The following is a 22,319-nucleotide window of genomic DNA, read 5'->3' as shown; positions in this document are numbered from 1 at the left end:
AAGACGCAGGGCCGAAACATCGCTGCCGGACTCCGAAGGACGGCGCCCACCACCAACGCCCGCAAACCTGTCAGACGACCTGTGTGGGCAAGAGTGGAGCAGCCCGCTGCCTCAGTTCCTCAACCTCGGGCAGGTCCTCGTACCGGTCGAGCCGGACGTGCATGTCGTTGGCTGCTTCGGCGATCTTCACGGAGCGGACGCCGTCCGCGCAGTCGAGAAACGCCGTCCAGGTGGCGAGTGCTGTGTCGAGGTCGCCTTGTTGGAGATGGACCCGGCCCAGGTCGGCGAGCACAATGGCGCGGCTGCGGCGTCGGTCGAGGCCGTGGATCTCCAGGGCTTGATGGAGGTGCTGGGTGGCTCCGTCGAGGTCGCCGAGTCGCGCGAGGATCATGCCGGAGTGGTGGGCCCATCGGCCGATGCTGAAGTGCGAGGCCCACGATGCACCAGGCGGGGCATCGGGAGTCTTCTCGATCGCCGTTTCAGACGCCTTCAGTGCCTGGGTGGCCAATCGTCGATCACCGTCCAGTGCGGCGGCGTCGGCGAGGGTGGTCTGGTAGTACGAGACGGCCCGCGGGTCGTCCAGGGGCTTGGCCTCCTCGACGCAGCGTTCGGACAGCCGCAGAGCTGCTGCCGCAAACTTCGGCCCCAGGTCGATGGCCTGGACCGCCAGCCCGCGCAACGCGGTCGCGGACAGTTCCAGGTCGCCGGCCTCTGAGGCGAGGGCGTAGGCGTGGGCGTAGTAGTGCTGGGCCATGCCCTGGTTGCCTTCGTCCTGCGCCATCCAGCCGCACAGGTGAACGAGTTCCGAGGTCGCCGCGAACAAGTCTCGTCCGGTGGCCTCTGTGTAGTGGCCGTTGAGCCAGCGTTCCACGTCTTCGGTCAGGTAGCGCACGGCCAGGTGCCGGGCGTGACCGCCGCCGACCTCGGCCGCCGTGTCACCGAACGCTTTGATCATCTGCCGTACGGCAGCGACCTCGCCCTTGCCGACGCGTACGCCACCGGCACGGTTCACGCGGCGCCGGACGGCCTCGGGGTCCGGCAGGCCCAGGGCGCTCAGCGCGTAGGCGCTCGACGCTGCGAGGAAGTTCCGGCGTAGCACGTCGCTCCTTCCCAACTCGATGACAGATGCCACGGTATCCAGCGCAGCCGACTCTGGCTCGGAAGATTGAGCGGCCTGTACCAAGTGTGCGTCCAGCTCAAGGACTTGCACGATGTACGGCAACCAGTACGTGGGGACCCTTTTACCGACCACCCATCGCCGCACGGACTGGCGGTCGAGCCCGTCAGGGCCGCGGCCCTCGGCGATCCCTAACTCCCGGGCGAGCTTCGCCGGCCCCCAGCCACGCGCTTCGTACGCCTCTCGCATCAGTTCGCCGATCGTGGGTGTTCTGGCCACCTCGCCCCCTTCTGCGTCACCAGGAGACACACGGTCCGTCCTGGGCTGGCCTACACGGGCCTACGCGGGCCTACAGCCTGGCACCTCCTCACGGTCCGTACCCAGCCCTTCACTGGTCACCACCCCGATGAGTCCCCGACATTGACCGGAAATGGGTGATCAAGACCGTGCACACCAGCAACAGCTCACACGACGGCGCTCTGGTGCCGGCAGTGCTGTACGTGTGCGCCCAGCGCGGCACGGAGCGGCCCACTGTGCCCGAGGAACACGCGGTTGACGAAGGGCACGCCTTCGCCGACGAGCACCACATGCGCATCGTTGCCGAGATCACCGATCCCTACGGTGAACCGGACCCGGCCAAGCGGCCCGGCTGGCGACGGGTGAAGGAGATGGCCGAGCACGGGCAGATGACGGCCGTCATCGTCCGGTGGCCCAACAGCATCAGCCCCGACGACGCGTTGCGCTATCCGGAGATCGCCTGGTGTCGGCAACGGGGCGTGCGGGTGCTGTTCTCGTGGTCCCCGCTGGCCGCGCAGGAGGCCCCGTGAGCGGGAAGCACGCCATGCAGGCACCGCCGTCACAGCCCGGCCGGGCCGTCGCGCTGCTCGCCCTGATCGGGCTGATGCCCCCGGCGGTCATCCTCGCCCCGCATGTCACCGACGTCTACGGCTCCAGCACTCCGGCCCCTGTTTCGAGACCGGACATGCCGCCGCAGACCTGCCGGTGCGGCCCCCGGGCCGCGCTGTAGCGGCCTTCCCCACCCGTCCCGCGGCGGGCGCCCAGCACCGGCGGCCGGGCGACGGCTCCGCCCTCCCCTTCCGCCCTGCCGCCGGTTACCAGCCATCCCCTCACTCGATCGAGGAGGACGTGCATGAGCACGCAAGACCCCCGCCTGCGCATTGTTGTCGGCTCCGACGCGGCGGGCCGCTTCTACAAGGACGCGCTCGCCGACGAACTCCGGGCGAACGCGATGGTGGCCGAGGTCCTGGACATCGGCGTCGACGAGCACACCCAGGCCACCTACCCGGAGATCGCCTTCGCCGCCGGCCGGCTCATCGCAGACGGCCAGGCCGACCGTGCCCTGCTGGTCTGCCACACCGGCCTCGGCGTCGCCATCGCCGCCAACAAGGTGCGGGGCATCAGGGCCGTCACCGCACACGACGCACTGTCCGTGCGGGCCGCGGTGTGCTCCAACAACGCCCAGGTCCTCACCTTCGGTCAGGGCATCATCGGCCTCGGCTTGGCCCGCCGCCTGACCATCGAATGGCTCACCTACCGGTTCGACCCCGGATCGTCCGCCGCCGCGAAGGTCCGCGTGATCAGCGACTTCGAGCAGCAGCATCTGCCCGTCCTCATCCCCGGAGGGCGAGCCTGATGCCCACGAACCCGAACACGGTGCCGCAGCACACCGAGGGCCTGCGCTGGCCCGTCGAGCCGGCCCAGGGCGGCTGGTACACCGACGCCGAGCACCAGGCCCTGCTCAAGGTGTGGACCGAGTCCGACGACTGGCGGACCGGCTGGAAGCAGTGCGCCTACTGCGGGGCCTTCGAGGACGCGTTCGCCGCCCACACGGGCGTCGAGCACGCCGTGTCCTTCAACTCCGGCGGCACGGCCATGGAGATGGTCCTGCGGCACCTGCAGCTCGCGCCGGAGGACGAGGTGATCTCCTGCGCCCTCAACTTCGTCGGCCCGCACATCGCGGTCATCGGGCAGGGCGGCCGTCTGGTTCTCGCCGAGCCCGACCCGGTCACCCTCAACCTCGACCCGGCCGACACGGAGCGGGTCATGTCCCAGCACACGCGGGCGATCCTGATCACTCACTGGAACGGGGCGGTCGCCGACCTGCGGCCCTTCCTCGACCTGGCCGCTGCCCACCCGCACCCCGTGCACGGGCCGCCGGTCGTCATCGTGGACGCGGCGCGGGCCTGCGGCGGCCGTACGCCGTCCGGCGCGAGGGTCGGCGCGGAGGGCTGGGCCACGGTCTTCAGCTTCGAGTCGAAGAAGCTCATGACGACCCTGGGCCAGGGCGGCATGGTCACCACCAGCGACCCGAAGCTGGCCGAACGGCTGCGCTGGCTGCGCGCCTACGGCGGCCGCGACCAGTGGGGCACCAACCAGATGCTGTCCAAAGCCCAGGCCGCGGTGGGCCTGGTCCAGCTCTCGCGGCTGGACGAGATGAACAGCGCCCGGGTCCTCCGCGCCCACTCGCGCACCCGCGCGCTGGCGGACATCGAGGAGCTGACGCTGCCGCCCACGCTCGACAACGGCCAGCACCTCTACTACCGGCACAACCTGCTCGTCCCCGAGAAGTGGGCGGGTGCCGGCCGGCATGAGCTGATGAACCACCTCGCTAACCGGTACGGCGTCGGCAGCATCATCAGCGACCCGGTGACCTACCTCGGCCACGGCCTGATCCGCGAGCACACGCGAGGCCAGCGCTGCCCGCGCGCCGAACAGCTCGCCGCACGCCTGCTGTGCCCGATCCTCCACCCGCGCATCAGCCCCGGCGACGAGGCCGCCATCTGCTGCGCCATCCGCCAGGCCACGGCTGACCTCGTCCGTACCCGCCCCACCGACTGAGAGGTTCGATCCGTATGTCACAGCTCCAGCAGGAGATCGACGACATCCACGGCAAGGAGATCTACCTCGCCGACCCCTACCAGCCCAAGGACCCCGACGGGCTGCTCCGCATGGTCTTCCTCATCCCCTTCGGCCACGCCTACAGCCTGATGTGCAACGGGCCGATGAGCCTGTGCGACCTGATCAACCGCAGCGCCGACGTCCCTGCTGTCGCTGAGAGGGCCATCCAGTACGAGTGCCTCGTCCGCGACGGCAACCGACTCACTACCCCCGGCGGCGAGCCGTACCGCAGCATCGAATCCCCGCTGCCGGTCGGCCAAGCCGACGTCCTCGGCATCTCCGTCATCAACAGCGGCGACATGCACAGCGTCTTCCGCCTCCTCGACCTCGCCGGCGTACCCCGGCGCAGCGCCGACCGCATTCCCGGTATTCACCCGCTCGTCGTGGGCGGCAACAGCGGCCTGGCCGACCCCGAGCCGCTGGCCGACTACTTCGATGTGATCGCCATCGGCGAGGCCGAACAGTCCCTGCCCGAACTCCTGAGCATCCTCCACGCCCACCGCGCTCACCCCGATGGCACGTCGCTGCACGAGCAGATCGCCCGGGTGCCCGGCCTGTACGTGCCCTCCCTGTACGAGTGCGACTTCCTGCCCGGCGGCGGCGTCCGTGACATCCGGCCCAAGCGCATCACCGTCCTCGCCGGCGTCCACGCCCAGTACCTCACCGTCAAGGACCTGCACCCCGCCCACTTCTGCTACCCGATCACCGACGGCACCGCCGCCGGCCTGCACCCGGTCCTTGGCTGCCTGCACACCTGCGGCTTCTGCAACCTGGGCCTGCCGGACTTCAGGCAGGCCCCGCTCGAGATGCTCACCGACTACGTGGACCGCCTCGAAGCCCACAAGGTCCGCAAGATCATCATCAGTGCGCCCACCTTCACCCAGTACAAGCACCGGGGCGAGCTGCTGGAGCACATCCGCGCCTACGCCCACCGCACACAGGACCAGGGTGAGAAGGTCACCACGATCATCGGCTCCATCCGGGCCGACGAGATCAGCGACGACTACCTGCGGGCCGTCACCGAACTCGGCGACTTCGGTCACCTGTTCACCGAGCTGAACCTGTCACAAGCGCGGGGCATCATCACCATCGCACCCGAGTGGGCCGCACCCGATCTCGTCGCCCTGTACGGCAAGACGCAAAAGCGCGAGCGGGTGAACAAGGCCATCGACCTGTGCCGGGCGAGCGAGCACGTCAACGCCGTGATGCTGTACTTCATCATCGGAGCGCCCGGCGAACGGCCGGAAGACCGGCTGGCCATCGCCGACTACGCGCGCGATGTCCGCCGCCGGCTCGGCCACCGCGACGGAGCCGTGATCGTCAAGCTCCACCAGTTCATGCCCAAGCCCGGCACGCTCAGCCAGCGGCTCGCCATGACGGACCCGGACCTCGTCCAGGAGTACGGCGACCAGGTCGCCGCCCGGCTGCGGGAGCTGGTCGGGGACGAGGAGTTCAAGCAGCACTACCGGGTAGAGCAGTTCGGCGCGAGCCGGATGCACCTCGAAGTCGTGTGCTCGCGCGGGGACCGGCGAGTCGGCCACATGCTCGAAGACCTCTACGACGCCGGCATCGACCTGCACCACCTCACCAAGAAACAGCTCCTCCAGACGATGGCCAAGCACGGCCTCGACTACGACCGCCACCTTCGGCACATGGACGAGCCGGTGCTGCCGTGGCACGTCGTCAACCATGTGCACACCGGTGCCGAGCTGGAGTTCGCGGCCGCGCTCGCCGAGCGGGAATCACGAGCATGAGCAGGCAGTTCCCGCTGCACCCCGGCAAGCACGCCCTGCCGGCGGTGACTGACCCGGCCGAGCACGCCGAGTACGTGCGCGGCCGGTACCCGCAGGCAACACTCGCCGGCATCGACGGAGCGGTCCTGCTGTACCAGCGGCCCGTGCTGGAGAGGGCGAAGGCCAGCTATCCCAGCCGCCGCCTGAACTGGGTCCGCGGTGAGCTGTTCATGCTGGAACGCCAGGGCCGCCAGGGCCGCCAGGTCGCCGTCTGCGGCGGCTTCGGCCTCGGCGCTCCAGCAGCGGCCCTGGTCCTCGAACAGCTCATCGCCTTGGGCGTCCGCCGCGTCATCACCGTCGGCACGGCCGCCACGCTCCATCCCGACCTGCCGCCGGGGCAGCTCGTCGTGTGCGACAACGCACTGCGCGACGAGGGAGTGTCCCACCACTACCTCCCGCCGGGATCACACATCAAGCCGTCCAAGCAGCTCACCACACACCTCGCCGAGCACCTGCGCAATCGCGGGGTGGTCCCGCGGCGAGGCCCGAGCTGGACCACGGATGCCCCCTACCGGGAGACCGGCGCCGAAGTCGGACGCTACGGCACGCTCGGCGTCCTGACCGCCGACATGGAGGCCGCAGCCGTCTTCGCGGTCGCCCAGCACCGCGGCATAGACGCGGCGGCCGTCTTCGCGGTCGCCGACTCCCTCGTGGATCGCAAGCCACGGCAAGGATCACCCAATATTCGCGCGGCCCTGCACATCGCCCTTCAAGCGGCCCTGAGCGCCCTCAGCGCCGCTGCCCGACACCGGCCGTCCGGCTAAGGTGAGGCGTCCGCAAGGTGACGAGAAGGCGACGGGCAGGGACGCCCACGTCGGGCAGTAAAGGACTCCAACCCCTGTGAACACTGGCGCATCCCGGCCGTCCGTCGGAGCTGTGGTCCTGACCATGAACGACCGGCCTGAGGAGTTCCCTCGGGCCATGGCCTCCCTCTTCGCCCAGCAGAGCATCGAGCTGGACGTCGTCGTGGTCGGCAACGGCTGCACTCCTGAGCAGGTTCCGGCCGGTGTGCACACGGTCGAGCTAGCCGAGAACGTCGGTATCCCGGAGGGCCGCAATATCGGCGCCCAGAGCGTCAAGGGGGACTACCTGTTCTTCTTCGACAATGACGCCCACCTTCCTGGCCCCGACGTGCTTGCCCGGTTGGCCGCCGAACTGCAGCAGGATGCGGGCCTGGCCTACGTTCAGCCCCGCATCAGCGACCCTGACACCGGCGTCACCCTGCGCCGCTGGGTGCCCCGGTTGCGGGCCGCCGACCCCTGCCGACCCGGCACCGTCACCGTCATGGCCGAAGGCGTCGTCATGATCCGCCGCACCGCATTCGACGCCGCCGGCGGCTGGCCCGGCCATTTCTTCCTCTTCCACGAGGGCATCGATCTGGCCTGGCGGCTGTGGGATCTAGGAGGCACCGGCCGGTACCTCCCTGACATCGTCGTACATCACCCCGCGACTGACCCGGCCCGGCACAGCAGGTTCTACCGGCTCAACGCCCGCAACCGAGTCTGGCTCGCCCGCCGGAACCTGCCTCTCGTCCTGGAACTGCTGAATCTCACGACGTTCGTGATCTTGACCCTTTGGCGTTTTCGGGACCGCCCCGCACTTAAGGCATCCATCGACGGATTCCGAGAGGGGCTGCGCGGCGGATACGGCGAACGGTCACCCATGAGCTGGCGCACGGTGACCCGGCTCACCCGCGCCGGGCGACCGCCGATCTCCTAACACGGACCAGAGGAGTCTCTGCCTGCAACAGGGGAACACGGGCCGCCTGCGCATCTTTCCGGCGCCGCCTACCTGGGACATGGAGCAGCCGCAACACGACGAGCTGCAGCATAGGGGTCGCGTGAACGAACGCCCGCAAGATCATTGAGGGCGGGGGCCAAAATTATAACGTGAATGAGAATTAACCCACGTCACGCTGAGGCTATTTTTATGAGCACACAAGAAGCCCCCTCGCCCGGCTCGTCACTCGCCCTACTCACCCTTCCCTTCTCCTTCACTCAGCAGGATCATCTTCTGGGCACCGATGAACTGATAAAGGAGGCTAAGGTTCGAGGCTCCAGCATCGACTTGGCCCTCCTGCAGGAGCTACACAACAGGCGGTTGCTTCTTCCGCTCTATCGAGTCAGCGATACCCCCTCAGAAGGTCGGCGAATCGACGTTTCCGCTGAGATTCTTGGGATTAATGTAAGGGGCTGGGTACTTGAGGCGGCTTTGGAGGGACGGGCTCGGGATCCTCGCGAGGAGGGCTACTCTGCAAACTGGCCCTACCTACGACCCGCCGACCAGGATCCCCGCGGGTGGTGGAATGGTTTCGCATATTCATACTGGCAACTTCTGGAACTCGCAGATGCACTAAACGAGCTTAAGTTCATCGAGCTGGACGTCCTGCACGACTATCGCGCTAACGTAACTCGCAGGCGAGCACGCACACAGGCTCTGACAGCGCTGGCGCCCCGGTACTTGCCCGGAATCCTCGGGACCGTCAACATCCCGCCAGGAATTTCCGAAGACGACCTGTGGCGATTCCGGTCATCGTCTAACGTTTCTGAGCTGCTTAAGATCGCAGGCTTCCCTAAGGCTGACCTGCTCAAGGAGGCGGAACGGCTTCTAACCGTGGCGCACATGAAAGACCCGATGAAGGCGTGGCTTCCGTTGCTACGTCACGCAGGCTACAAGGGGGGGTGGTCTGAACTCAGAGGAGCACCGCTCGAATTTATGTGGTATAGGATCGCCGCCGAGATCCTTCTGCGAGCCCACGAGGATCTAGCTGCGGCGGGCCAGCTTGAGCCATTGCCTGATATTTCAGGCTGGAATTCCTGGACGGCTTTGCACGATCGCCTGACTGCTCGACAGGATAACGCCCACTCCCTTGAAAGAGCACTCGGACATTTTGGCCTCTCCCCTCACCCGCGAGTCTTGCTATTGGTCGAAGGGGAAACTGAACTTCACCAACTGCCCCGACTCTTGGCTGAATTTGGCCTAACACAGCCGCATCACGTACGCGTTCAGCGCACCAAGGGATCCAAGGTGAATCCCCAACTCATCGCGCGTTACAACATTGCACCCCGAATCGGTAGGCGCATAAACGATCGATGGCTGCTGGACGCCACCCCTACGGTCCTCGTAATTGCAATGGACGCCGAGAATAAATGGGAAACAGCCGAGAAGCGCACTGCCGAGAGGAATGCCCTTCAGCAGGCGATCCGTGAAGAGGTTCAGTGGCAAGGCGCAGAAATCGGGCAAGATGAACTGGACTTCCTGGTCCGCATCCACGTCTGGGGTACAGACAAATACGAGCTTGCCAACTTCTCCGACGACGAACTAGTCCCTCAGATAAGAATCATTGCCGAGCGTAAGCATGGCACACTTCCTGAAAGCTGGAATCAGGATATGCGGAATCACCTCCAAGAAGCTCGAAAAAAACATCTTGACATCAAGGTTCCTTTGGGCAGGATGCGACTTGGCGACCCGAAGGTTGAGCTTGCTGAACTGTTGTGGCCTGTTCTTCTGGCTAAGTGCGAGCAAGAGTTGATCGAAGGCACCATCGTGACGCCCGTGCTAAAAGTCGTTCAGGAGGTGCGGGAGCTCGTAGCACGGCTATCAGGCAGCGGATACTCCCTCCCCGTCCCGGATGGCTGGCAGGGCGCTCATCCTTAGCCTCAGCTCTAGGCAGCTCCGGGGCCCCAAAACTACCACCCACCAGGACGATGAACAGGTGTGATCCAAATGCGGACGCTGTCGTGGTCACCGACCGCTGCGAGGAGGCCACCATCCGGAGAAAACGCAACGTCGTACGCCTCGCTGAGGGAGGCGTCGAGAGGGCCGGGAAGTGGCCGGCCGTCAGCCGGATTCCACAGGCGCACTGTGCCGTCCATTGCTGCGCCGGCCAAGAGTTGACCATCCGGAGAGAAGGCCACGGCGCTCACGGCTTTTGTCAGATCAGACGAGCAGTCACGGACAGCGTTCCCCGTTCCAGAGACAAGTGGATCCCACAACCGCACCGATCCATCGCTTCCCGCTGAGGCCAGCAACTTGCCGTCAGGCGCGAACGCAATATCGCAACATCTTCCAACGGTTATGCATCCGGTCACCTCCCATGTGGCGGGTGACCACAGCTGCGTTATCCCGTCGTATCCGGCAACGGCCAGCAGGGAACCATCGGGCGAAAACGTAAGCCCGTCGACCCGGGTCTGCCCCACATCCAGAGTCTTGATCATCTCGCGTGTAGCGGTGTTCCACAGGTACACACACCCGACGTATCCGGCTGCCGCCAACAGGCTTCCGTCGGGGGAAAACGCCAGAGTGTCGAGGATCCCCTCGCTGTCAGGCAGGCTTCCCCCCACAGGGATGCGGAAAGTCACGTCCCACAGCCACACTGTTCCATCATCGGCCGACGAAGCAAGCAGCCGCCCATCGGACGAGAAGGTCACGTCACGGACGATGTCTCGGTGTCCGGCGAGGGGATTCGTTACGGCGTTACCCATGGGATCCTGCAGGTATACGACCCCGTCGCAGCCGCCCAGGGCCAGGTACTGCTTATCGGGTGAGAAGGCCAATGCGTCGTACTCATCGGCAGGACCCTGAACAGGCGTCAGAGCCACGACGTATCCGGCTTCGAGGTCGTCCGCAAGCGCCTGCAGGGCCAGCGGACTTACGGCTCGCACTGGGGCGCGCTCCGAGATACCCACATCTGTACTGCTGCGCTGCGACCGCATACGGTCCAGGTCGCGCCACCGTTCGCGCCACACCCCCATCTCGGGAGCTCCGCGTGCCACGAGGCAGTGCTTGCCGTCCTCGTCGTACGAGAGCAACGTGCGCACCAGAGACATCAGGGTGTCCAGCCGCTGGAGCCGCTTGCCATTGAATGCCTCGCTGAGGGCCGAGACTGATAACGAGCTTGTACCCGGCATAGCAGCCGCGCGGGACACGATCATGTTGAGCGTGGGGCTCCCACGGTCGGCTCGCAGTTGGCGTAGCTCCTCAGCTAGCCGGTCAAGCCCGACCGCAAATTCGGTCTTGTTCGGCGCGCCCATCCGTCCACCCCCAGTTGGTTCTGGCGCCTAGGCTAGAGGGCCTCAGACCGTATCGCGCCGAAATCCGCCGAAACTTTGGCGGCATCACAACTTCGTTCGTGCGATGCAGGTCTACGGGCTAGGCACTGTTGCCATGAGATGCATGACGCACTCTCAGGACCCTCAAGTTTCGCCCCCGCCCCCACACTCAGAGCCCGGTCCCTTCATGACCGTACGCACCGCGCTCATCCTCCTGGCATCCGTAGTCATCGGCGGAGTCGTCGGCGTCCTCACCCTCCTCTGCGGCACTCAGCCCGCTGGTGCCGCTCTGGCCGGCCTGACCAGTGCCGGGGCCTCCGTACCCGTCCTGCATGCCCTCATCCAGTAGGGGACAAAGAGCGGCTGGCTTCCGCTTCGGGCGTGAGCGATGCGTGAGCGGACTGCGCGACACAAAGCGTCATGCGAGGGATCGGTTACAAAGTTGCGCGCTGCTGACCAGCGGAAACAGCACCGCGAAGCAGCGTCGAGTACGCCCCGGCAAGGATTCGATCCCACTTGTAAAGCGAAGGTCGTCGGTTCGAATCCGACAGGGGGCTCCGTCGGAGAGGCCGGCCAGGTTGTTCCTGGCCGGTCTTTCGTCGTCCGGTGGCGGTCGCGTCCGTTCACCTGTCCGGCAGTACGAGGAAGACCTCGGAGAAGGTGAGGCCGTGCCGGTCGGTGGTCCGCCCGCACGGGCAGCCCAGCGTGATCCGGCGCCAGTCGCAGGCCACCGTCCAGGGGCCGTCCGCGTTCCCGCACCCGGGGCAGCGGACGGTGTCGGCCGTCCACACGTCGTGGGCGGGTCTCCCGTAGTGCCGGAACCGGCCCGCGTACTCGGCCTGCCAGGGTTCGGCTGCGGGCGTGCGTGAACCGGCGCCGGACGGCCTCGGGGCCGCCAGTGCGGTGAACAGCTCGGTCAGGCCGGGCAGGAGGGCCTCGCCCGCCGCGGTCGGCGCGGCCGGCGAGCCGTCCGCCGCGCCCCGCGGAACCGGGTAGTGCGGGGCCGCCGCAGCGGGCGGCGGATTCGGGGTGGCGGACCACGGCAGGAGGGCGCGGGCGACGGCGGCCAGCAGGGCGGCGGCCGGCGGACTGACGGCACCCGCGTCGAGGTGGTGGACCGCGGTGCGCCAGATCCGCTGGAGCCGCCGGTCCCGGTCCACGGCCCGCGCCCGCGCGCCGGCGGCCCCGCGGGCGGGGAGCGGAGCGGTGAGGCGGGGGAGGACCTTGGCCGCCGCGTCGGCGTCCGCCGCGGTGGGGCGCCACTCCCCGGTGGCCAGCGACCGCCGGGCGCGGTCCGACTCGCGGGTCAGCGCCCGCACCCGCAGCTGTCGGGCACGCGAGGCCGCCCCTGGCGTGTCCGGCCTGCTCGGCACCCCGTCGCGCCCCCTTCGTCCCGTTCCCGTGTCCGTCCGCGTTTCGAGCCGCGGACATCACATCACACGGCTCGTCACATGACGGCGCATCCGGCCGGGTCTCCGGGGAGGGCCGGGCCGGCGCCGGTCCGGCCCTCGCGGGATCTCAGGCCGTGTGCAGCAGCTCCGTGAGGACCTTGCGGAGGGTGCCCTCCGGGTCCGGGGTCGCCGTGGTGGATCGCCAGGCGACGAAGCCGTCCGGGCGGACGAGGACCGTGCCGTCGAGGGTCGTGCCGTGGGCGGCCGACCAGTCGGGGGCCGGGGCGGCGTCGGTGCCTTGGGGCTCGTGGATCAGGTCGGCGCCGAAGCGGTACGAGGCCAGCGGGATGCCGTCCGTCTCGGCGATGCGGCGGGCGGCCGTGTGCCAGCCGGCCTCCGAGCGGCCGTCGCTGAGCAGGACCAGGGAACGCTCGTACAGGTCCAGGGTGGAGATCCGCTCGCCCTCGTGGCGCAGCCACAGGTGGGGTGCGCGGGTGCCGGGCTCGCCGGTGAGGCGTACGGCGTCGGGGACCACGTCCTGGGCGGGGTCGGCGCCGACGACCGCGCCCTCGGGGTAGCGGTAGCCGAGGACGACGTTGAGGATGCCGCCGCGCCTGCCGCCGCCGATGCCGGGCGCCGGGGCGAAGCCGGGGTGGCTGTGCTCGACGGAGCGGGCGGAGGCGCGGGCGCTGGTGGCCAGGGCGACCGGGCGGCGTTCGGCGTCGTAGGTGTCCAGCAGGCCGGGGCCGGCCCAGCCGTCGAGGACGGCGGCGAGTTTCCAGGCGAGGTTGTGGGCGTCCTGGATGCCGGTGTTGGAGCCGAAGGCGCCGGTCGGGGACATCTCGTGGGCGGAGTCGCCGGCGAGGAAGACGCGACCGGCGGCGTAGCGGTCGGCGACGCGTTCGGCGGCGCGCCAGGACGCCTTGCCGGTGATCTCGACGTCGAGGTCGGGGGCGCCGATGGCGCGGCGGATGTGCCGCTGGAGGCGTTCCTCGGTGAACTCGTCGAGGCTCTCGCCCCGCTCGGGGTGCCAGGGGGCGTGGAAGACCCAGTGCTCCTTGTTGTCGACGGGCAGCAGGGCGCCGTCGGCGTCGGGGTGGGTGAGGTAGCAGCAGATGAAGCGACGGTCGCCCACGACGTCGGCGAGGAGCTTGGAGCGGAAGGTGACGCTGACGTTGGCGAACAGGTCGCCGGGTCCGCTCTGCCCGATGCCGAGGCGGTTGCGGGCGGGGCTGCGGGGGCCGTCGGCGGCGACGAGGTAGTCGGCGCGGACGGTGTAGCGCTCGTCGGTGGCGCGGTCGCGGACGGTCGCGGTGACGCCGTCGCCGTCCTGTTCGAACGTCTCCAGCTCGTGGGAGTAGCGCAGGTCGCCGCCGAGCCGGCGGGTGCCTTCGACGAGGACGGGTTCGAGGTCGTTCTGGCTGCACAGGCACCAGCCGGTGGGGCTGAAGCGGGCCAGGCCGCCGCCCGGGTCGATGTGCTTGAACAGCCATTCGCCGGCGTCGCCGACGAGGGTGGGGGTCTGGAGGATGCCGTGGTTGTCGGCCAGCAGCGACGCCGCCGCCTTGATGTCGTCCTCGATGCCGGCGACCCGGTACAGCTCCATCGTGCGCACGTTGTTGCCGCGGCCGCGGGGATGGCGGGAGGTGCCGGAGTGCCGTTCGACGAGCAGGTGGGGCACGCCGAGGCGGCCGAGGAACAGCGAGGTGGACAGGCCCACCAGGGAGCCGCCGACGATGAGGACGGGTACCCGGTGGTCGGCTTCTTGGCGCATCGATGCCTCCAGGAGCGGGGTGCGGGGGTGCGGGCGGTGCGGGCGCATCGGTGTCTCCATGCCCGCCGGGCGGCCGGTCCGCGTGCGTTCGCGGGGTCTATCACCCGCGTGATCACCCTTGTGGTGCATACGAGTCGCGCGTCGATCGCGCCCGGCACAGGATCGAGATCACGCTGACGTCGCGTCATCCGCGGCCGGCGCCCTCCGTCCCTGTCCCGTGCGAATCGCCGATCCCGCCAAGGAGTCGTACGCAGATGACCGCCATTTCCGAGCGTGTGTCAGAACCGACCGAGCAGCAGGCCTCGAAACGTGTCTCCCAGTCCGTCTTCGACGGCTCCCGGCTCCGCGTGATCCTGCTGGTGGACGTCTGCGACGGCGCCCAGCAGCAGTTCCTGGAGGCGTACGAGCAGATGGGCAAGCAGGTCTCGGCGGTGCCGGGGCATGTCAGCGACCAGCTGTGCCAGTCCATCGAGAACCCTTCCCAGTGGCTGATCACCAGCGAGTGGGAGAGCGCCCCGCCGTTCCTCGCCTGGGTGAACAGCGAGGAGCACGTGCGGATGGTGCAGCCGATGCACAGCTGCATCCGCGACACCCGTTCGCTGCGCTTCCACATCGTGCGGGAGACCGGCGGCGGCCGGCAGCAGGAGACGGCGGGCCGGCAGCTGCAGACCTCGCCGCGGATCGGCGACGGGGTGATCCGGCACGCGCTGACGTTCACGGTGAAGCCGGGCAGCGAGGCGAAGGTGGCCGAGCTGCTGGCGAACTACGAGGCGCCCGAGGCGCGGGTGGACGACACCACGCGGCTGCTGCGCACCTCCCTGTTCATGCACGGCAACCGGGTGGTGCGGGCCATCGAGGTGCGCGGCGACCTGCTGGCGGCGCTGCGGCACGTGGCCCGGCAGCCCGGCATCCGGGCGGTCGAGGAGGCCATCAACCCGTATCTGGAGCAGGACCGCGACCTCAACGACCAGGAGTCGGCGCGGGTGTTCTTCACCCGGGCGGCGCTGCCGGCCGTGCACCACGTGACGACCGGTCAGGAGGACGAGCGGGTCGAGCGGCACGCGCTGTACTACCCGGCGCGGCAGGGCCAGGGCATGAAGCTGGCCGAGCTGCTGTCCCGCGCGGACGAGCGGGCCGCGGACGACCCGGCGAGCCCGGTGCTGCGCAGCACGGTCTTCGAGCGCGACGACGTCGTCGTACGGCTGATCGACATCCGGGGCGCCCTGGAGAGCGACCCGGCCGCGGCACTCGGCATCCAGGACTCCGCGCAGGTGGCGGAGCTGACGACGCTGCTCGGCGAGGGCGCCGCGAAGAAGGACGGCGACCTGTCCCGGCTGCTCACGCTCGCCCGGATGGACCTCATCACCGACCGCCGGTCCGCGCCGGACGCCTGACGCTCCCCCAGGGCCTCCCGTTCGGATCAGGCCGGGCTCCCCGACCCGGCCGGGCCCGAACGGAAGACCCAGCCGACGTACTCACCACCGGAGGAAGACGTGATCAAACCCAGGCCGAGGATCGTGGACCTCAGCGAGACCGAGCCCAACACCAAGCGCGGCGGCGATCTGCGCGCCATGCTCACCCCGGCCACGGTGGGCTCCACCAGCGGCTTCATGGGCGTGGCGCTGGTGCAGCCCGGCGACCGCATCGGCGAGCACTACCACCCCTACTCCGAGGAGTTCGTGTACGTCGTCTGCGGCGACCTGGAGGTGGACCTGGACGGCGAGCCGCACCCGCTCAAGCCCGAGCAGGGGCTGATGATCCCCGCCTACATGCGCCACCGGTTCCGCAACGTGGGCGACACCGAGGCGCGGATCGTCTTCCACCTCGGCCCGCTGGCGCCGCGCCCGCAGCTGGGCCACGTGGACACCGAGGGCACGGAGGCGGCGGCGGTCCCGGCCGGCGCCCGGGCGGCCGAGCCGGCCGAAGCGGCGGCCGGGCCGGCCGAGGTGCGGTCATGACCAGGCGGGTCGCGGTCACCGGCATAGGCATCGTGGCGCCGGGCGGCATCGGCGCCGCCGCCTTCTGGGACCTGCTGGCGAACGGGCGTACCGCCACGCGCGGCATCACGTTCTTCGACCCGTCGGGCCTCAGGTCCCAGATCGCCGCCGAGTGCGACTTCGACCCGGCGGCGGCGGGCCTGGAGCCCGAGCAGGTGGCGCGCTGCGACCGCTACATACAGTTCGCGCTGGCGGCCGGCCAGGAGGCGGTGCGCGACTCGGGTCTCGACCTCGCCGGGGAGAACCCCTGGCGGGTCGGGGTCTCGCTCGGCACCGCGGTCGGCGGCACCACCCGCCTGGAGAGCGACTACGTGCTGGTCAGCCATGGCGGCGAGCGCTGGGACGTGGACCACGAGCGGGCACAGCCGCACCTGGAGCGGGCGTTCACGCCGAGCACGCTGGCCTCGACGGTGGCGGAGCGGTTCGGGGCGCGCGGCCCGGTGCAGACGGTGTCCACCGGCTGCACCTCCGGGCTCGACGCGGTCGGCTACGCGCTGCACACCGTGGAGGAGGGCCGCGCCGACATCTGCATAGCCGGCGCGTCGGACTCGCCGATATCGCCGATCACGATGGCGTGCTTCGACGCGATCAAGGCGACCTCGCCGAACAACGACGACCCGGCGCACGCCTCCCGCCCCTTCGACAACGACCGGGACGGCTTCGTGATGGGCGAGGGCGGCGCGGTGCTGGTGCTGGAGGAGCTGGAGCACGCCAGGGCGCGCGGCGCGCACGTGTACTGCGAGCTGAGCGGCTACGCCACCTTCGGCAACGCCTACCACATGACCGGTCTGACCAGTGAGGGCCTGGAGATGGCGCGGGCCATCGAGACCGCGCTGGACCACGCCCGGCTTAACGGCACGGCGATCGACTACGTCAACGCGCACGGCTCGGGCACCCGGCAGAACGACCGGCACGAGACGGCCGCGGTGAAGCGGGCGCTGGGCGAGCACGCCTACGGCACGCCGATGAGCTCCATCAAGTCGATGGTGGGCCACTCGCTGGGCGCCATCGGGGCGATCGAGGTGGTGGCGTGCGTGCTGGCGCTGGCCCACCAGGTGGTCCCGCCGACCGCCAACTACGAGACCCCCGACCCCGAGTGCGACCTGGACTACGTGCCCCGGGTGGCGCGCGAGCGGAAGCTGGACGCGGTGCTCTCCGTGGGCAGCGGGTTCGGCGGTTTCCAGTCGGCGGTGATCCTGACCCGGCCGAGGGAGAGGTCACGATGAGCCAACCGAGCACATCGAGCACACGGACGAGCCGATCGGGTCCGCGGCGCGCGGTCGTCACCGGCATCGGTGTCGTCGCGCCCAACGGGACCAGCACCGAGACGTTCTGGAAGGCCACCCAGGAGGGTGTGAGCGTCCTGGACCGGGTGACCCGCGAGGGCTGCGAGCAGCTGCCGCTGAAGGTGGCCGGCGAGGTGCGGTCCTTCGACCCGGCGGCGGCGATCGAGGAGCGCTACCTCGTCCAGACGGACCGCTTCACGCACTTCGCGATGGCCGCGGCGGACGCCGCCCTGGAGGACGCGCGGCTGGGCCGGGCGGACACCGAGGGCGCGCCGTTCTCGGCGGGCGTGGTGACGGCGGCCGGGTCCGGCGGCGGCGAGTTCGGCCAGCGGGAGCTGCAGAAGCTGTGGGGCAAGGGCCGCCGCTACGTGGGCCCCTGGCAGTCCATCGCGTGGTTCTACGCGGCCAGCACCGGCCAGGTCTCCATCCGGCGCGGCTTCAAGGGGCCGTGCTCGGTGGTCGCCGCCGACGAGGCGGGCGGCCTGGACGCGCTGGCGCACGCGGCGCGGGCCGTGGGGCGCGGTACGGACGTGATCGTGGCCGGTTCCACCGAGGCGCCGCTGGCCCCGTACTCGATGGTGTGCCAGCTCGGGTACGGCGAGCTGAGCCCGGTGACCGATCCGGGGCGGGCCTACCGGCCGTTCACCGACGAGGCGTGCGGGTTCGTGCCGGCCGAGGGCGGCGCGATGCTCGTCGTGGAGGAGGCGTCGGCCGCCCGGGAGCGCGGGGTGCCGGTACGGGCCCGTGTCGCCGGGCACACGGCGACCTTCACCGGGGCCTCCCGCTGGGAGCTGTCCCGGCAGGGGCTCGCGGAGGCGATCCGGGGCGCGCTGGCGGAGGCCGGCTGCGCGCCGGAGGAGGTCGACGTGGTCTTCGCCGACGCCCTCGGCGTCCCCGAGGCGGACCGTGCGGAGGCGCTGGCGATCGCCGACGCGCTCGGCGCGCACGGCCGGCGGGTGCCGGTGACGGCGCCCAAGACCGGCATCGGCCGGGCCTACTGCGCGGCCCCGGTGCTGGACGCGGCGGCGGCGGTGCTGGCGATGGAGCACGGTCTGATCCCGCCCACCCCGAACGTCTTCGACATCTGCCATGACCTCGATCTGGTGACCGGCGGCGCGCGTCCCGCGCAGGTGCGCACGGCGCTGGTCCTCAGCCGGGGGCTCATGGGCTCGAACTCGGCGCTGGTGCTGCGGCACGGCACCGCCGACGCCTCCTAGGTCCCGTCGCCGACGGGTCCGTGCGGGGCGGCCGGAGCAACCAGCCGGGAGCACAAAGAGAGGAACGACCGCATGAGTGACCGCATCACCGTGGAAGAACTGTCCGAACTCATGAAGAAGGCCGCGGGCATCACCGTGAGCCCGCAGGAGCTGACGGACCGGGCCGATGTCTCGTTCGAGGAGCTGGGCATCGACTCGCTCGGCCTGCTCGGCATCGTGGGCGAGCTGGAGAACCGGCACGGCATGCCGATGCCGGCCGACGCGGAGCGCTGCAAGACGCCCCGGAAGTTCCTCGACCTGGTCAACAGCACCCTTCTGGCAGGAGCGTAGAGATGGCAGGGCACACCCAGAACGAGATCACGATCGCCGCACCGCTGGACCTGGTCTGGGACATGACCAACGACGTGGCGAAGTGGCCGGAGCTGTTCAGCGAGTACGCCTCGGCCGAGATCCTGAAGCAGGAGGGGAACAAGTGCACCTTCCGGCTGACCATGCACCCCGACGAGAACGGCACCGTGTGGAGCTGGGTGTCCGAGCGTGAGCCGGACCCGGCCACCCGCACCGTGCGGGCCCGCCGGGTGGAGACCGGGCCGTTCGCGCACATGGACATCCACTGGCGCTACGAGGAGGTGCCGGGCGGCACCCGGATGGTCTGGACGCAGGACTTCGCGATGAAGCCGGAGGCCCCGGTCGACGACGACTGGATGACCGACAACATCAACAAGAACTCCAAGGTCCAGATGGCCCTCATCCGGGACAGGATCGAGCGGGCCGCGGCGGCCGGCCGCCGTCCCGAGCCGGCCCTGACCACCGACTGAGCCGCACCGCGGAAGCAGCCGGTCGAGCACCGGACGAGAAGGAGAAGGCTCATGCACCAGGCCCTGATCGTGGCCCGGATGGCGCCGGGGTCGGCCCCGGACATCGCCAAGATCTTCGAGGAGTCGGACCGGGGGGAGCTGCCGCACCTGGTCGGCGTCACCCGGCGCAGTCTCTTCCAGTTCGGCGATGTGTACATGCACCTGGTCGAGGCGGACCGGGACCCGGGCCCGGCCATCGCGAAGGTGGCCAGGCACCCCGAGTTCCAGGGCATCAGCGAGCGGCTGTCGGCGTACGTCAGCGCGTACGACCCCGAGACGTGGCGCTCGCCGAAGGACGCGATGGCGCACCGCTTCTACCTGTGGGAGCGCGACGCCCAGTCGTGAACCCACCGCCCGGCCCCGTAAGGGGCCGTGGACGACACAACCGGTCGCCGGGCCCGCAGCGTCGCGGGCCCGGCGACCGGTGTCCGGGTGTTCGGTTGTCCGGTTGTCCGGGGGTGTGGCGACCGCCGTCGGACCGGGTCGGCTCAGACGGGCACCGTGCAGTCGAAGGCGTGCAGATACGGGTTGACCGGGCTGATGTCGTCGATCACCAGGCCCGCCGCCTTCAGCCGGCTCACCATCGACTCGGTGGTGTGCTTGGCGCCGCCGACGTTGAGCAGCAGCAGCAGGTCCATCGCCGTGCTGAACCGCATGGACGGGGTGTCGTCCACCAGGTTCTCGATGACCACGACCCGGGCCTTGGGGCCGCCGGCCGCCATCACGTTGCGCAGGCAGCGGGCGGTGGACTCGTCGTCCCACTCCAGGATGTTCTTGATGATGTAGACGTCGGCCGTGACCGGCACGGACTCGCGGCAGTCGCCGGGCACGATCGACACCCGGTCGGCGAGCGCGCCGCCCGGCCGCAGCCGCGGGTCGGCGTTGTCCACCACGCGCGGCAGGTCCAGCAGGGTGCCGTGCATGGCCGGGTACTTCTCCAGCAGGCTGGCCACCACATGGCCCTGGCCGCCGCCGATGTCGGCGACCGAGGCGGCGCCGGACAGGTCCAGCAGATCGGCGACGTCCTGCGCGGACTGCTTGCTGGAGGTCGTCATCGCCTTGTTGAAGACGTCCGCCGACTCGGGGGCGTCCTCGTTGAGGTAGACGAAGAACTCCTTGCCGAACAGGTCCTCGACGACGTTGCGGCCGGTGCGCACCGCCTCGTCCAGCTTGGGCCAGGCCTGCCAGGTCCACGGCTCGGTGCACCACAGGGTGATGTTGCGCAGGCTCGCGGGGTCGTCCTCGCGCAGCAGCCGGGACATGTCGGTGTGCGCGAACGTGCCGTCGGGCTGCTCGGTGAAGACGCCGTAGCAGGTCAGGGCGCGCAGCAGCCGGCGCAGCGGCTTGGGCTCGGTCTTCACCGCGGCGGCCAGGTCCTCCACGGCGGCCGGGGTCTCGCCGAGCGCGTCGGCCACGCCCAGGCGGGCGGCGGCGCGGAGGGCGGCGGCGCAGGCCGCCCCGAACACGAGCTCCCTGAGCCGCATGGACGGCGGTGGTGCGGTCTGAGCGGTCGTCATGTGCCGCCTGTTCCTTCCTTGTCGGTCGGTCGTGGTCGTGTGCGCGGCCGGGGCCTCAGCACAGTCCCGCGGGCTTGGAGGCGTGGCAGGAGTTCTGCTGGAACGTGTTGCCGCGCTTGGTGCTCTCCTGGTTGACCAGGTCGGCGGGGGAGTTGTCCTGGAGGGCGTTGCCGCTGACGCGGTTGCGCTCGTTGGCGGCGCCGACGAAGCTCTTGAAGAGGACGATGCCGCCGGACAGCGGGGACTTGCCGGAGTTGCCGAGGACGGTGTTGCCGGTGACCTCGGTGTTCTCGGCGCCGGTCAGGACGATGCCGGAGCCCTGGAGGTAGGGCAGCCGGGCGGTCTTCGGGCAGTACTTGTTGTTGCGGGTGACCAGGTTGTCGCGCACGCTCAGCGCGCCGGCGTGGGGCTTGTTCTCGTCGCCGACGACGAAGACGCCGGTGCAGTTGGCGGTGACGTAGTTCCCGGCGACGGTCAGGTCGCGCAGGCGGCGGACGGTGACGCCGATCCGGTTGTCCTCCAGCCGGTTCTGGGCGATCACCGTCCCGGCGGTGTCGAGGGCGCCCTGCTCGGCGGTGATGGTGTTGGCGAGGAAGAGACCGGCGTCGCCGTTGCCGCGGGCCACGTTCGCGCGGTACTCGCTGCGCTTGGAGCGCTCCTCGGCGATGCCCCACAGCCCGTTCTTGACGGCGGACACGTTCCGCACGGTCAGCCCGTCGGTGCCCACGGCCATCACTCCGGCGCGGGAGAAGCCGGTGACGGTGAGGTCGGCGACGGTGACGTCCTTCAGGCGCTTGTTCTTGGTTCCCGCCACGCAGATGCCGTTGCCGCGCTTGCCGCAGTCGTTCGCGTTCGTCCCGGTGGCCGGCTTGAGGACGGTGGCCTCCGCGCCGGTGCCGCGCAGGGTCACGCCGGGGGTGGCGATCTTGACGCTCTGGCGGTAGGTGCCCGGCATCAGCAGGACGGTGTCGCCGGGCTGCGCGGCGTCCACCGCCTTCTGGATCGACTGGCCCGAGTGCACCAGGCGCACCTTCGGCACGGAGATCGGCGGGGCGGCTGCTACGCCGGAGCCGACGAGTGCTACGGCGCTCAGGAGCAAGGCGATGTGGCGTTTCGTCATATTCTGTACGTTATGACCGGATAGTCCGCAAAAGGCCGGATAGGCCGTCCGGCGGCGTGTCATGGGCCGGTGGCGGTGCGGGTGGTGGGTGGTGGGTGGTGGGCGGCGGACGGTGGGCCGGAGCGGTCGGCGGGGCCGCGGTCCGGCGGGCCCGAGCGGGGCGGCCCGGCGGGCGGCCCGGCAGGTCAGGGCCAGGGGCGGCCCGGCAGGTCAGGGCCGGTGCGCGGTGAGCCACGTGAGCAGCCAGAACAGCGCCAGCGGTCCGGCGAGCGGCCCGAAC

The 22,319-nt window shown here is 69.7% G+C and carries 22 protein-coding genes; 16 read left to right on the top strand and 6 right to left on the bottom strand.

Features of this window, described 5'->3' with window-relative positions:
- Positions 1-70: 70 nt before the first annotated feature.
- On the bottom strand, positions 71-1,396 hold the full coding sequence (locus tag K7787_RS29705; protein WP_308036495.1) for an NsdA family TPR-like regulatory protein: 1,326 nt from the start codon (positions 1,394-1,396) through the stop codon (positions 71-73).
- Positions 1,397-1,551: 155 nt separating this feature from the next.
- Between K7787_RS29705 and K7787_RS29700 the strand changes: the two genes are divergently transcribed.
- The 8 genes from K7787_RS29700 to K7787_RS29665 all read left to right on the top strand — a co-directional run bounded on the left by K7787_RS29700 (position 1,552) and on the right by K7787_RS29665 (position 9,486).
- The gene (locus K7787_RS29700) at positions 1,552-1,944 is read left to right on the top strand and encodes a recombinase family protein (protein ID WP_308036494.1); all 393 of its coding nucleotides are present in this window, start codon (positions 1,552-1,554) and stop codon (positions 1,942-1,944) included.
- The gene (locus tag K7787_RS29695) at positions 1,941-2,144 is read left to right on the top strand and encodes a hypothetical protein (protein WP_223003528.1); all 204 of its coding nucleotides are present in this window, start codon (positions 1,941-1,943) and stop codon (positions 2,142-2,144) included. The genes K7787_RS29700 and K7787_RS29695 overlap by 4 nt, the downstream gene beginning before the upstream one ends.
- Before the next feature lie 123 nt (positions 2,145-2,267).
- Positions 2,268-2,771 carry an RpiB/LacA/LacB family sugar-phosphate isomerase gene (locus K7787_RS29690; RefSeq protein ID WP_223003527.1) on the top strand — a complete coding sequence of 168 codons (504 nt, stop codon included), beginning with the start codon at positions 2,268-2,270 and terminating at the stop codon, positions 2,769-2,771.
- A complete protein-coding gene (locus K7787_RS29685) occupies positions 2,771-3,976 on the top strand; it encodes a DegT/DnrJ/EryC1/StrS family aminotransferase (protein ID WP_223003526.1) in 1,206 nt (401 codons plus the stop codon). The genes K7787_RS29690 and K7787_RS29685 overlap by 1 nt, the downstream gene beginning before the upstream one ends.
- A gap of 14 nt (positions 3,977-3,990) precedes the next feature.
- On the top strand, positions 3,991-5,790 hold the full coding sequence (locus tag K7787_RS29680; RefSeq protein WP_223003525.1) for a B12-binding domain-containing radical SAM protein: 1,800 nt from the start codon (positions 3,991-3,993) through the stop codon (positions 5,788-5,790).
- The gene (locus K7787_RS29675) at positions 5,787-6,593 is read left to right on the top strand and encodes a nucleoside phosphorylase (protein WP_223003524.1); all 807 of its coding nucleotides are present in this window, start codon (positions 5,787-5,789) and stop codon (positions 6,591-6,593) included. The genes K7787_RS29680 and K7787_RS29675 overlap by 4 nt, the downstream gene beginning before the upstream one ends.
- 76 nt (positions 6,594-6,669) lie before the next feature.
- Entirely contained in the window at positions 6,670-7,548 is an 879-nt protein-coding gene (locus K7787_RS29670; RefSeq protein ID WP_223003523.1) for a glycosyltransferase family 2 protein, read from the top strand.
- A 210-nt stretch (positions 7,549-7,758) separates the two neighbouring features.
- Positions 7,759-9,486 (top strand): hypothetical protein, encoded by a 1,728-nt coding sequence (locus K7787_RS29665; RefSeq protein WP_223003522.1) that lies wholly within the window; start codon positions 7,759-7,761, stop codon positions 9,484-9,486.
- Positions 9,487-9,518: 32 nt separating this feature from the next.
- On the opposite strand, the gene K7787_RS29660 is transcribed toward K7787_RS29665, so the two are convergent.
- The gene (locus K7787_RS29660) at positions 9,519-10,763 is read right to left on the bottom strand and encodes a WD40 repeat domain-containing protein (RefSeq protein WP_223003521.1); all 1,245 of its coding nucleotides are present in this window, start codon (positions 10,761-10,763) and stop codon (positions 9,519-9,521) included.
- Between the two features lie 304 nt (positions 10,764-11,067).
- Here K7787_RS29660 and K7787_RS29655 point away from each other — a divergent pair, with 304 nt between their 5' ends.
- Positions 11,068-11,229 (top strand): hypothetical protein, encoded by a 162-nt coding sequence (locus tag K7787_RS29655; protein WP_247721413.1) that lies wholly within the window; start codon positions 11,068-11,070, stop codon positions 11,227-11,229.
- Between the two features lie 274 nt (positions 11,230-11,503).
- Here the strand turns inward: K7787_RS29655 and K7787_RS29650 are convergent, their stop codons facing one another.
- Complete coding sequence (locus tag K7787_RS29650) at positions 11,504-12,253, bottom strand: hypothetical protein (protein WP_223003519.1); 750 nt, start codon at positions 12,251-12,253, stop codon at positions 11,504-11,506.
- 145 nt (positions 12,254-12,398) lie between these two features.
- Entirely contained in the window at positions 12,399-14,045 is a 1,647-nt protein-coding gene (locus tag K7787_RS29645; RefSeq protein ID WP_223003518.1) for an FAD-dependent oxidoreductase, read from the bottom strand.
- A gap of 254 nt (positions 14,046-14,299) precedes the next feature.
- On the opposite strand from K7787_RS29645, the gene K7787_RS29640 reads away from it, so the two are divergent.
- From K7787_RS29640 to K7787_RS29610, 7 genes are all read left to right on the top strand, one after another.
- Positions 14,300-15,439 carry a SchA/CurD-like domain-containing protein gene (locus K7787_RS29640; RefSeq protein WP_009189297.1) on the top strand — a complete coding sequence of 380 codons (1,140 nt, stop codon included), beginning with the start codon at positions 14,300-14,302 and terminating at the stop codon, positions 15,437-15,439.
- 99 nt (positions 15,440-15,538) lie between these two features.
- A complete protein-coding gene (locus K7787_RS29635; protein ID WP_027758205.1) occupies positions 15,539-16,003 on the top strand; it encodes a cupin domain-containing protein in 465 nt (154 codons plus the stop codon).
- A complete protein-coding gene (locus K7787_RS29630) occupies positions 16,000-17,268 on the top strand; it encodes a beta-ketoacyl-[acyl-carrier-protein] synthase family protein (RefSeq protein WP_164393459.1) in 1,269 nt (422 codons plus the stop codon). The genes K7787_RS29635 and K7787_RS29630 overlap by 4 nt, the downstream gene beginning before the upstream one ends.
- Positions 17,265-18,545: a beta-ketoacyl synthase N-terminal-like domain-containing protein gene (locus K7787_RS29625; protein WP_009189294.1), complete on the top strand. Its 1,281-nt coding sequence runs from the start codon at positions 17,265-17,267 to the stop codon at positions 18,543-18,545. The genes K7787_RS29630 and K7787_RS29625 overlap by 4 nt, the downstream gene beginning before the upstream one ends.
- Before the next feature lie 72 nt (positions 18,546-18,617).
- Positions 18,618-18,875, top strand: coding sequence for an acyl carrier protein (locus K7787_RS29620; protein ID WP_009189293.1), 258 nt, complete (start codon positions 18,618-18,620; stop codon positions 18,873-18,875).
- Positions 18,876-18,877: 2 nt separating this feature from the next.
- A complete protein-coding gene (locus tag K7787_RS29615; RefSeq protein ID WP_009189292.1) occupies positions 18,878-19,363 on the top strand; it encodes an SRPBCC family protein in 486 nt (161 codons plus the stop codon).
- A 51-nt stretch (positions 19,364-19,414) separates the two neighbouring features.
- Complete coding sequence (locus tag K7787_RS29610; RefSeq protein WP_009189291.1) at positions 19,415-19,747, top strand: TcmI family type II polyketide cyclase; 333 nt, start codon at positions 19,415-19,417, stop codon at positions 19,745-19,747.
- A 143-nt stretch (positions 19,748-19,890) separates the two neighbouring features.
- On the opposite strand, the gene K7787_RS29605 is transcribed toward K7787_RS29610, so the two are convergent.
- Positions 19,891-20,919 carry a methyltransferase gene (locus K7787_RS29605; RefSeq protein WP_164393461.1) on the bottom strand — a complete coding sequence of 343 codons (1,029 nt, stop codon included), beginning with the start codon at positions 20,917-20,919 and terminating at the stop codon, positions 19,891-19,893.
- A 55-nt stretch (positions 20,920-20,974) separates the two neighbouring features.
- Positions 20,975-22,039, bottom strand: a complete 1,065-nt coding sequence (locus tag K7787_RS29600) for a right-handed parallel beta-helix repeat-containing protein (protein WP_043260987.1) — start codon at positions 22,037-22,039, stop codon at positions 20,975-20,977.
- Between the last annotated feature and the right edge of the window lie 280 nt (positions 22,040-22,319).

Source organism: Streptomyces sennicomposti, from assembly GCF_019890635.1.
Lineage (GTDB): Bacteria > Actinomycetota > Actinomycetes > Streptomycetales > Streptomycetaceae > Streptomyces > Streptomyces sennicomposti.
This window is presented reverse-complemented; position numbering and strand designations above follow the sequence as displayed.

Coding starts and splice junctions, on each gene's coding strand:
- K7787_RS29675 (WP_223003524.1), top strand. CDS start 5,787: ATGAGCAGGCAGTTCCCGCTGCACCCCGGCAAGCACGCCCTGCCGGCG.
- K7787_RS29615 (WP_009189292.1), top strand. CDS start 18,878: ATGGCAGGGCACACCCAGAACGAGATCACGATCGCCGCACCGCTGGAC.
- K7787_RS29605 (WP_164393461.1), bottom strand. CDS start 20,919: ATGACGACCGCTCAGACCGCACCACCGCCGTCCATGCGGCTCAGGGAG.
- K7787_RS29665 (WP_223003522.1), top strand. CDS start 7,759: ATGAGCACACAAGAAGCCCCCTCGCCCGGCTCGTCACTCGCCCTACTC.
- K7787_RS29625 (WP_009189294.1), top strand. CDS start 17,265: ATGAGCCAACCGAGCACATCGAGCACACGGACGAGCCGATCGGGTCCG.
- K7787_RS29655 (WP_247721413.1), top strand. CDS start 11,068: ATGACCGTACGCACCGCGCTCATCCTCCTGGCATCCGTAGTCATCGGC.
- K7787_RS29645 (WP_223003518.1), bottom strand. CDS start 14,045: ATGCGCCAAGAAGCCGACCACCGGGTACCCGTCCTCATCGTCGGCGGC.
- K7787_RS29680 (WP_223003525.1), top strand. CDS start 3,991: ATGTCACAGCTCCAGCAGGAGATCGACGACATCCACGGCAAGGAGATC.
- K7787_RS29690 (WP_223003527.1), top strand. CDS start 2,268: ATGAGCACGCAAGACCCCCGCCTGCGCATTGTTGTCGGCTCCGACGCG.
- K7787_RS29630 (WP_164393459.1), top strand. CDS start 16,000: ATGACCAGGCGGGTCGCGGTCACCGGCATAGGCATCGTGGCGCCGGGC.
- K7787_RS29620 (WP_009189293.1), top strand. CDS start 18,618: ATGAGTGACCGCATCACCGTGGAAGAACTGTCCGAACTCATGAAGAAG.
- K7787_RS29685 (WP_223003526.1), top strand. CDS start 2,771: ATGCCCACGAACCCGAACACGGTGCCGCAGCACACCGAGGGCCTGCGC.
- K7787_RS29600 (WP_043260987.1), bottom strand. CDS start 22,039: ATGACGAAACGCCACATCGCCTTGCTCCTGAGCGCCGTAGCACTCGTC.
- K7787_RS29610 (WP_009189291.1), top strand. CDS start 19,415: ATGCACCAGGCCCTGATCGTGGCCCGGATGGCGCCGGGGTCGGCCCCG.
- K7787_RS29660 (WP_223003521.1), bottom strand. CDS start 10,763: ATGATCGTGTCCCGCGCGGCTGCTATGCCGGGTACAAGCTCGTTATCA.
- K7787_RS29640 (WP_009189297.1), top strand. CDS start 14,300: ATGACCGCCATTTCCGAGCGTGTGTCAGAACCGACCGAGCAGCAGGCC.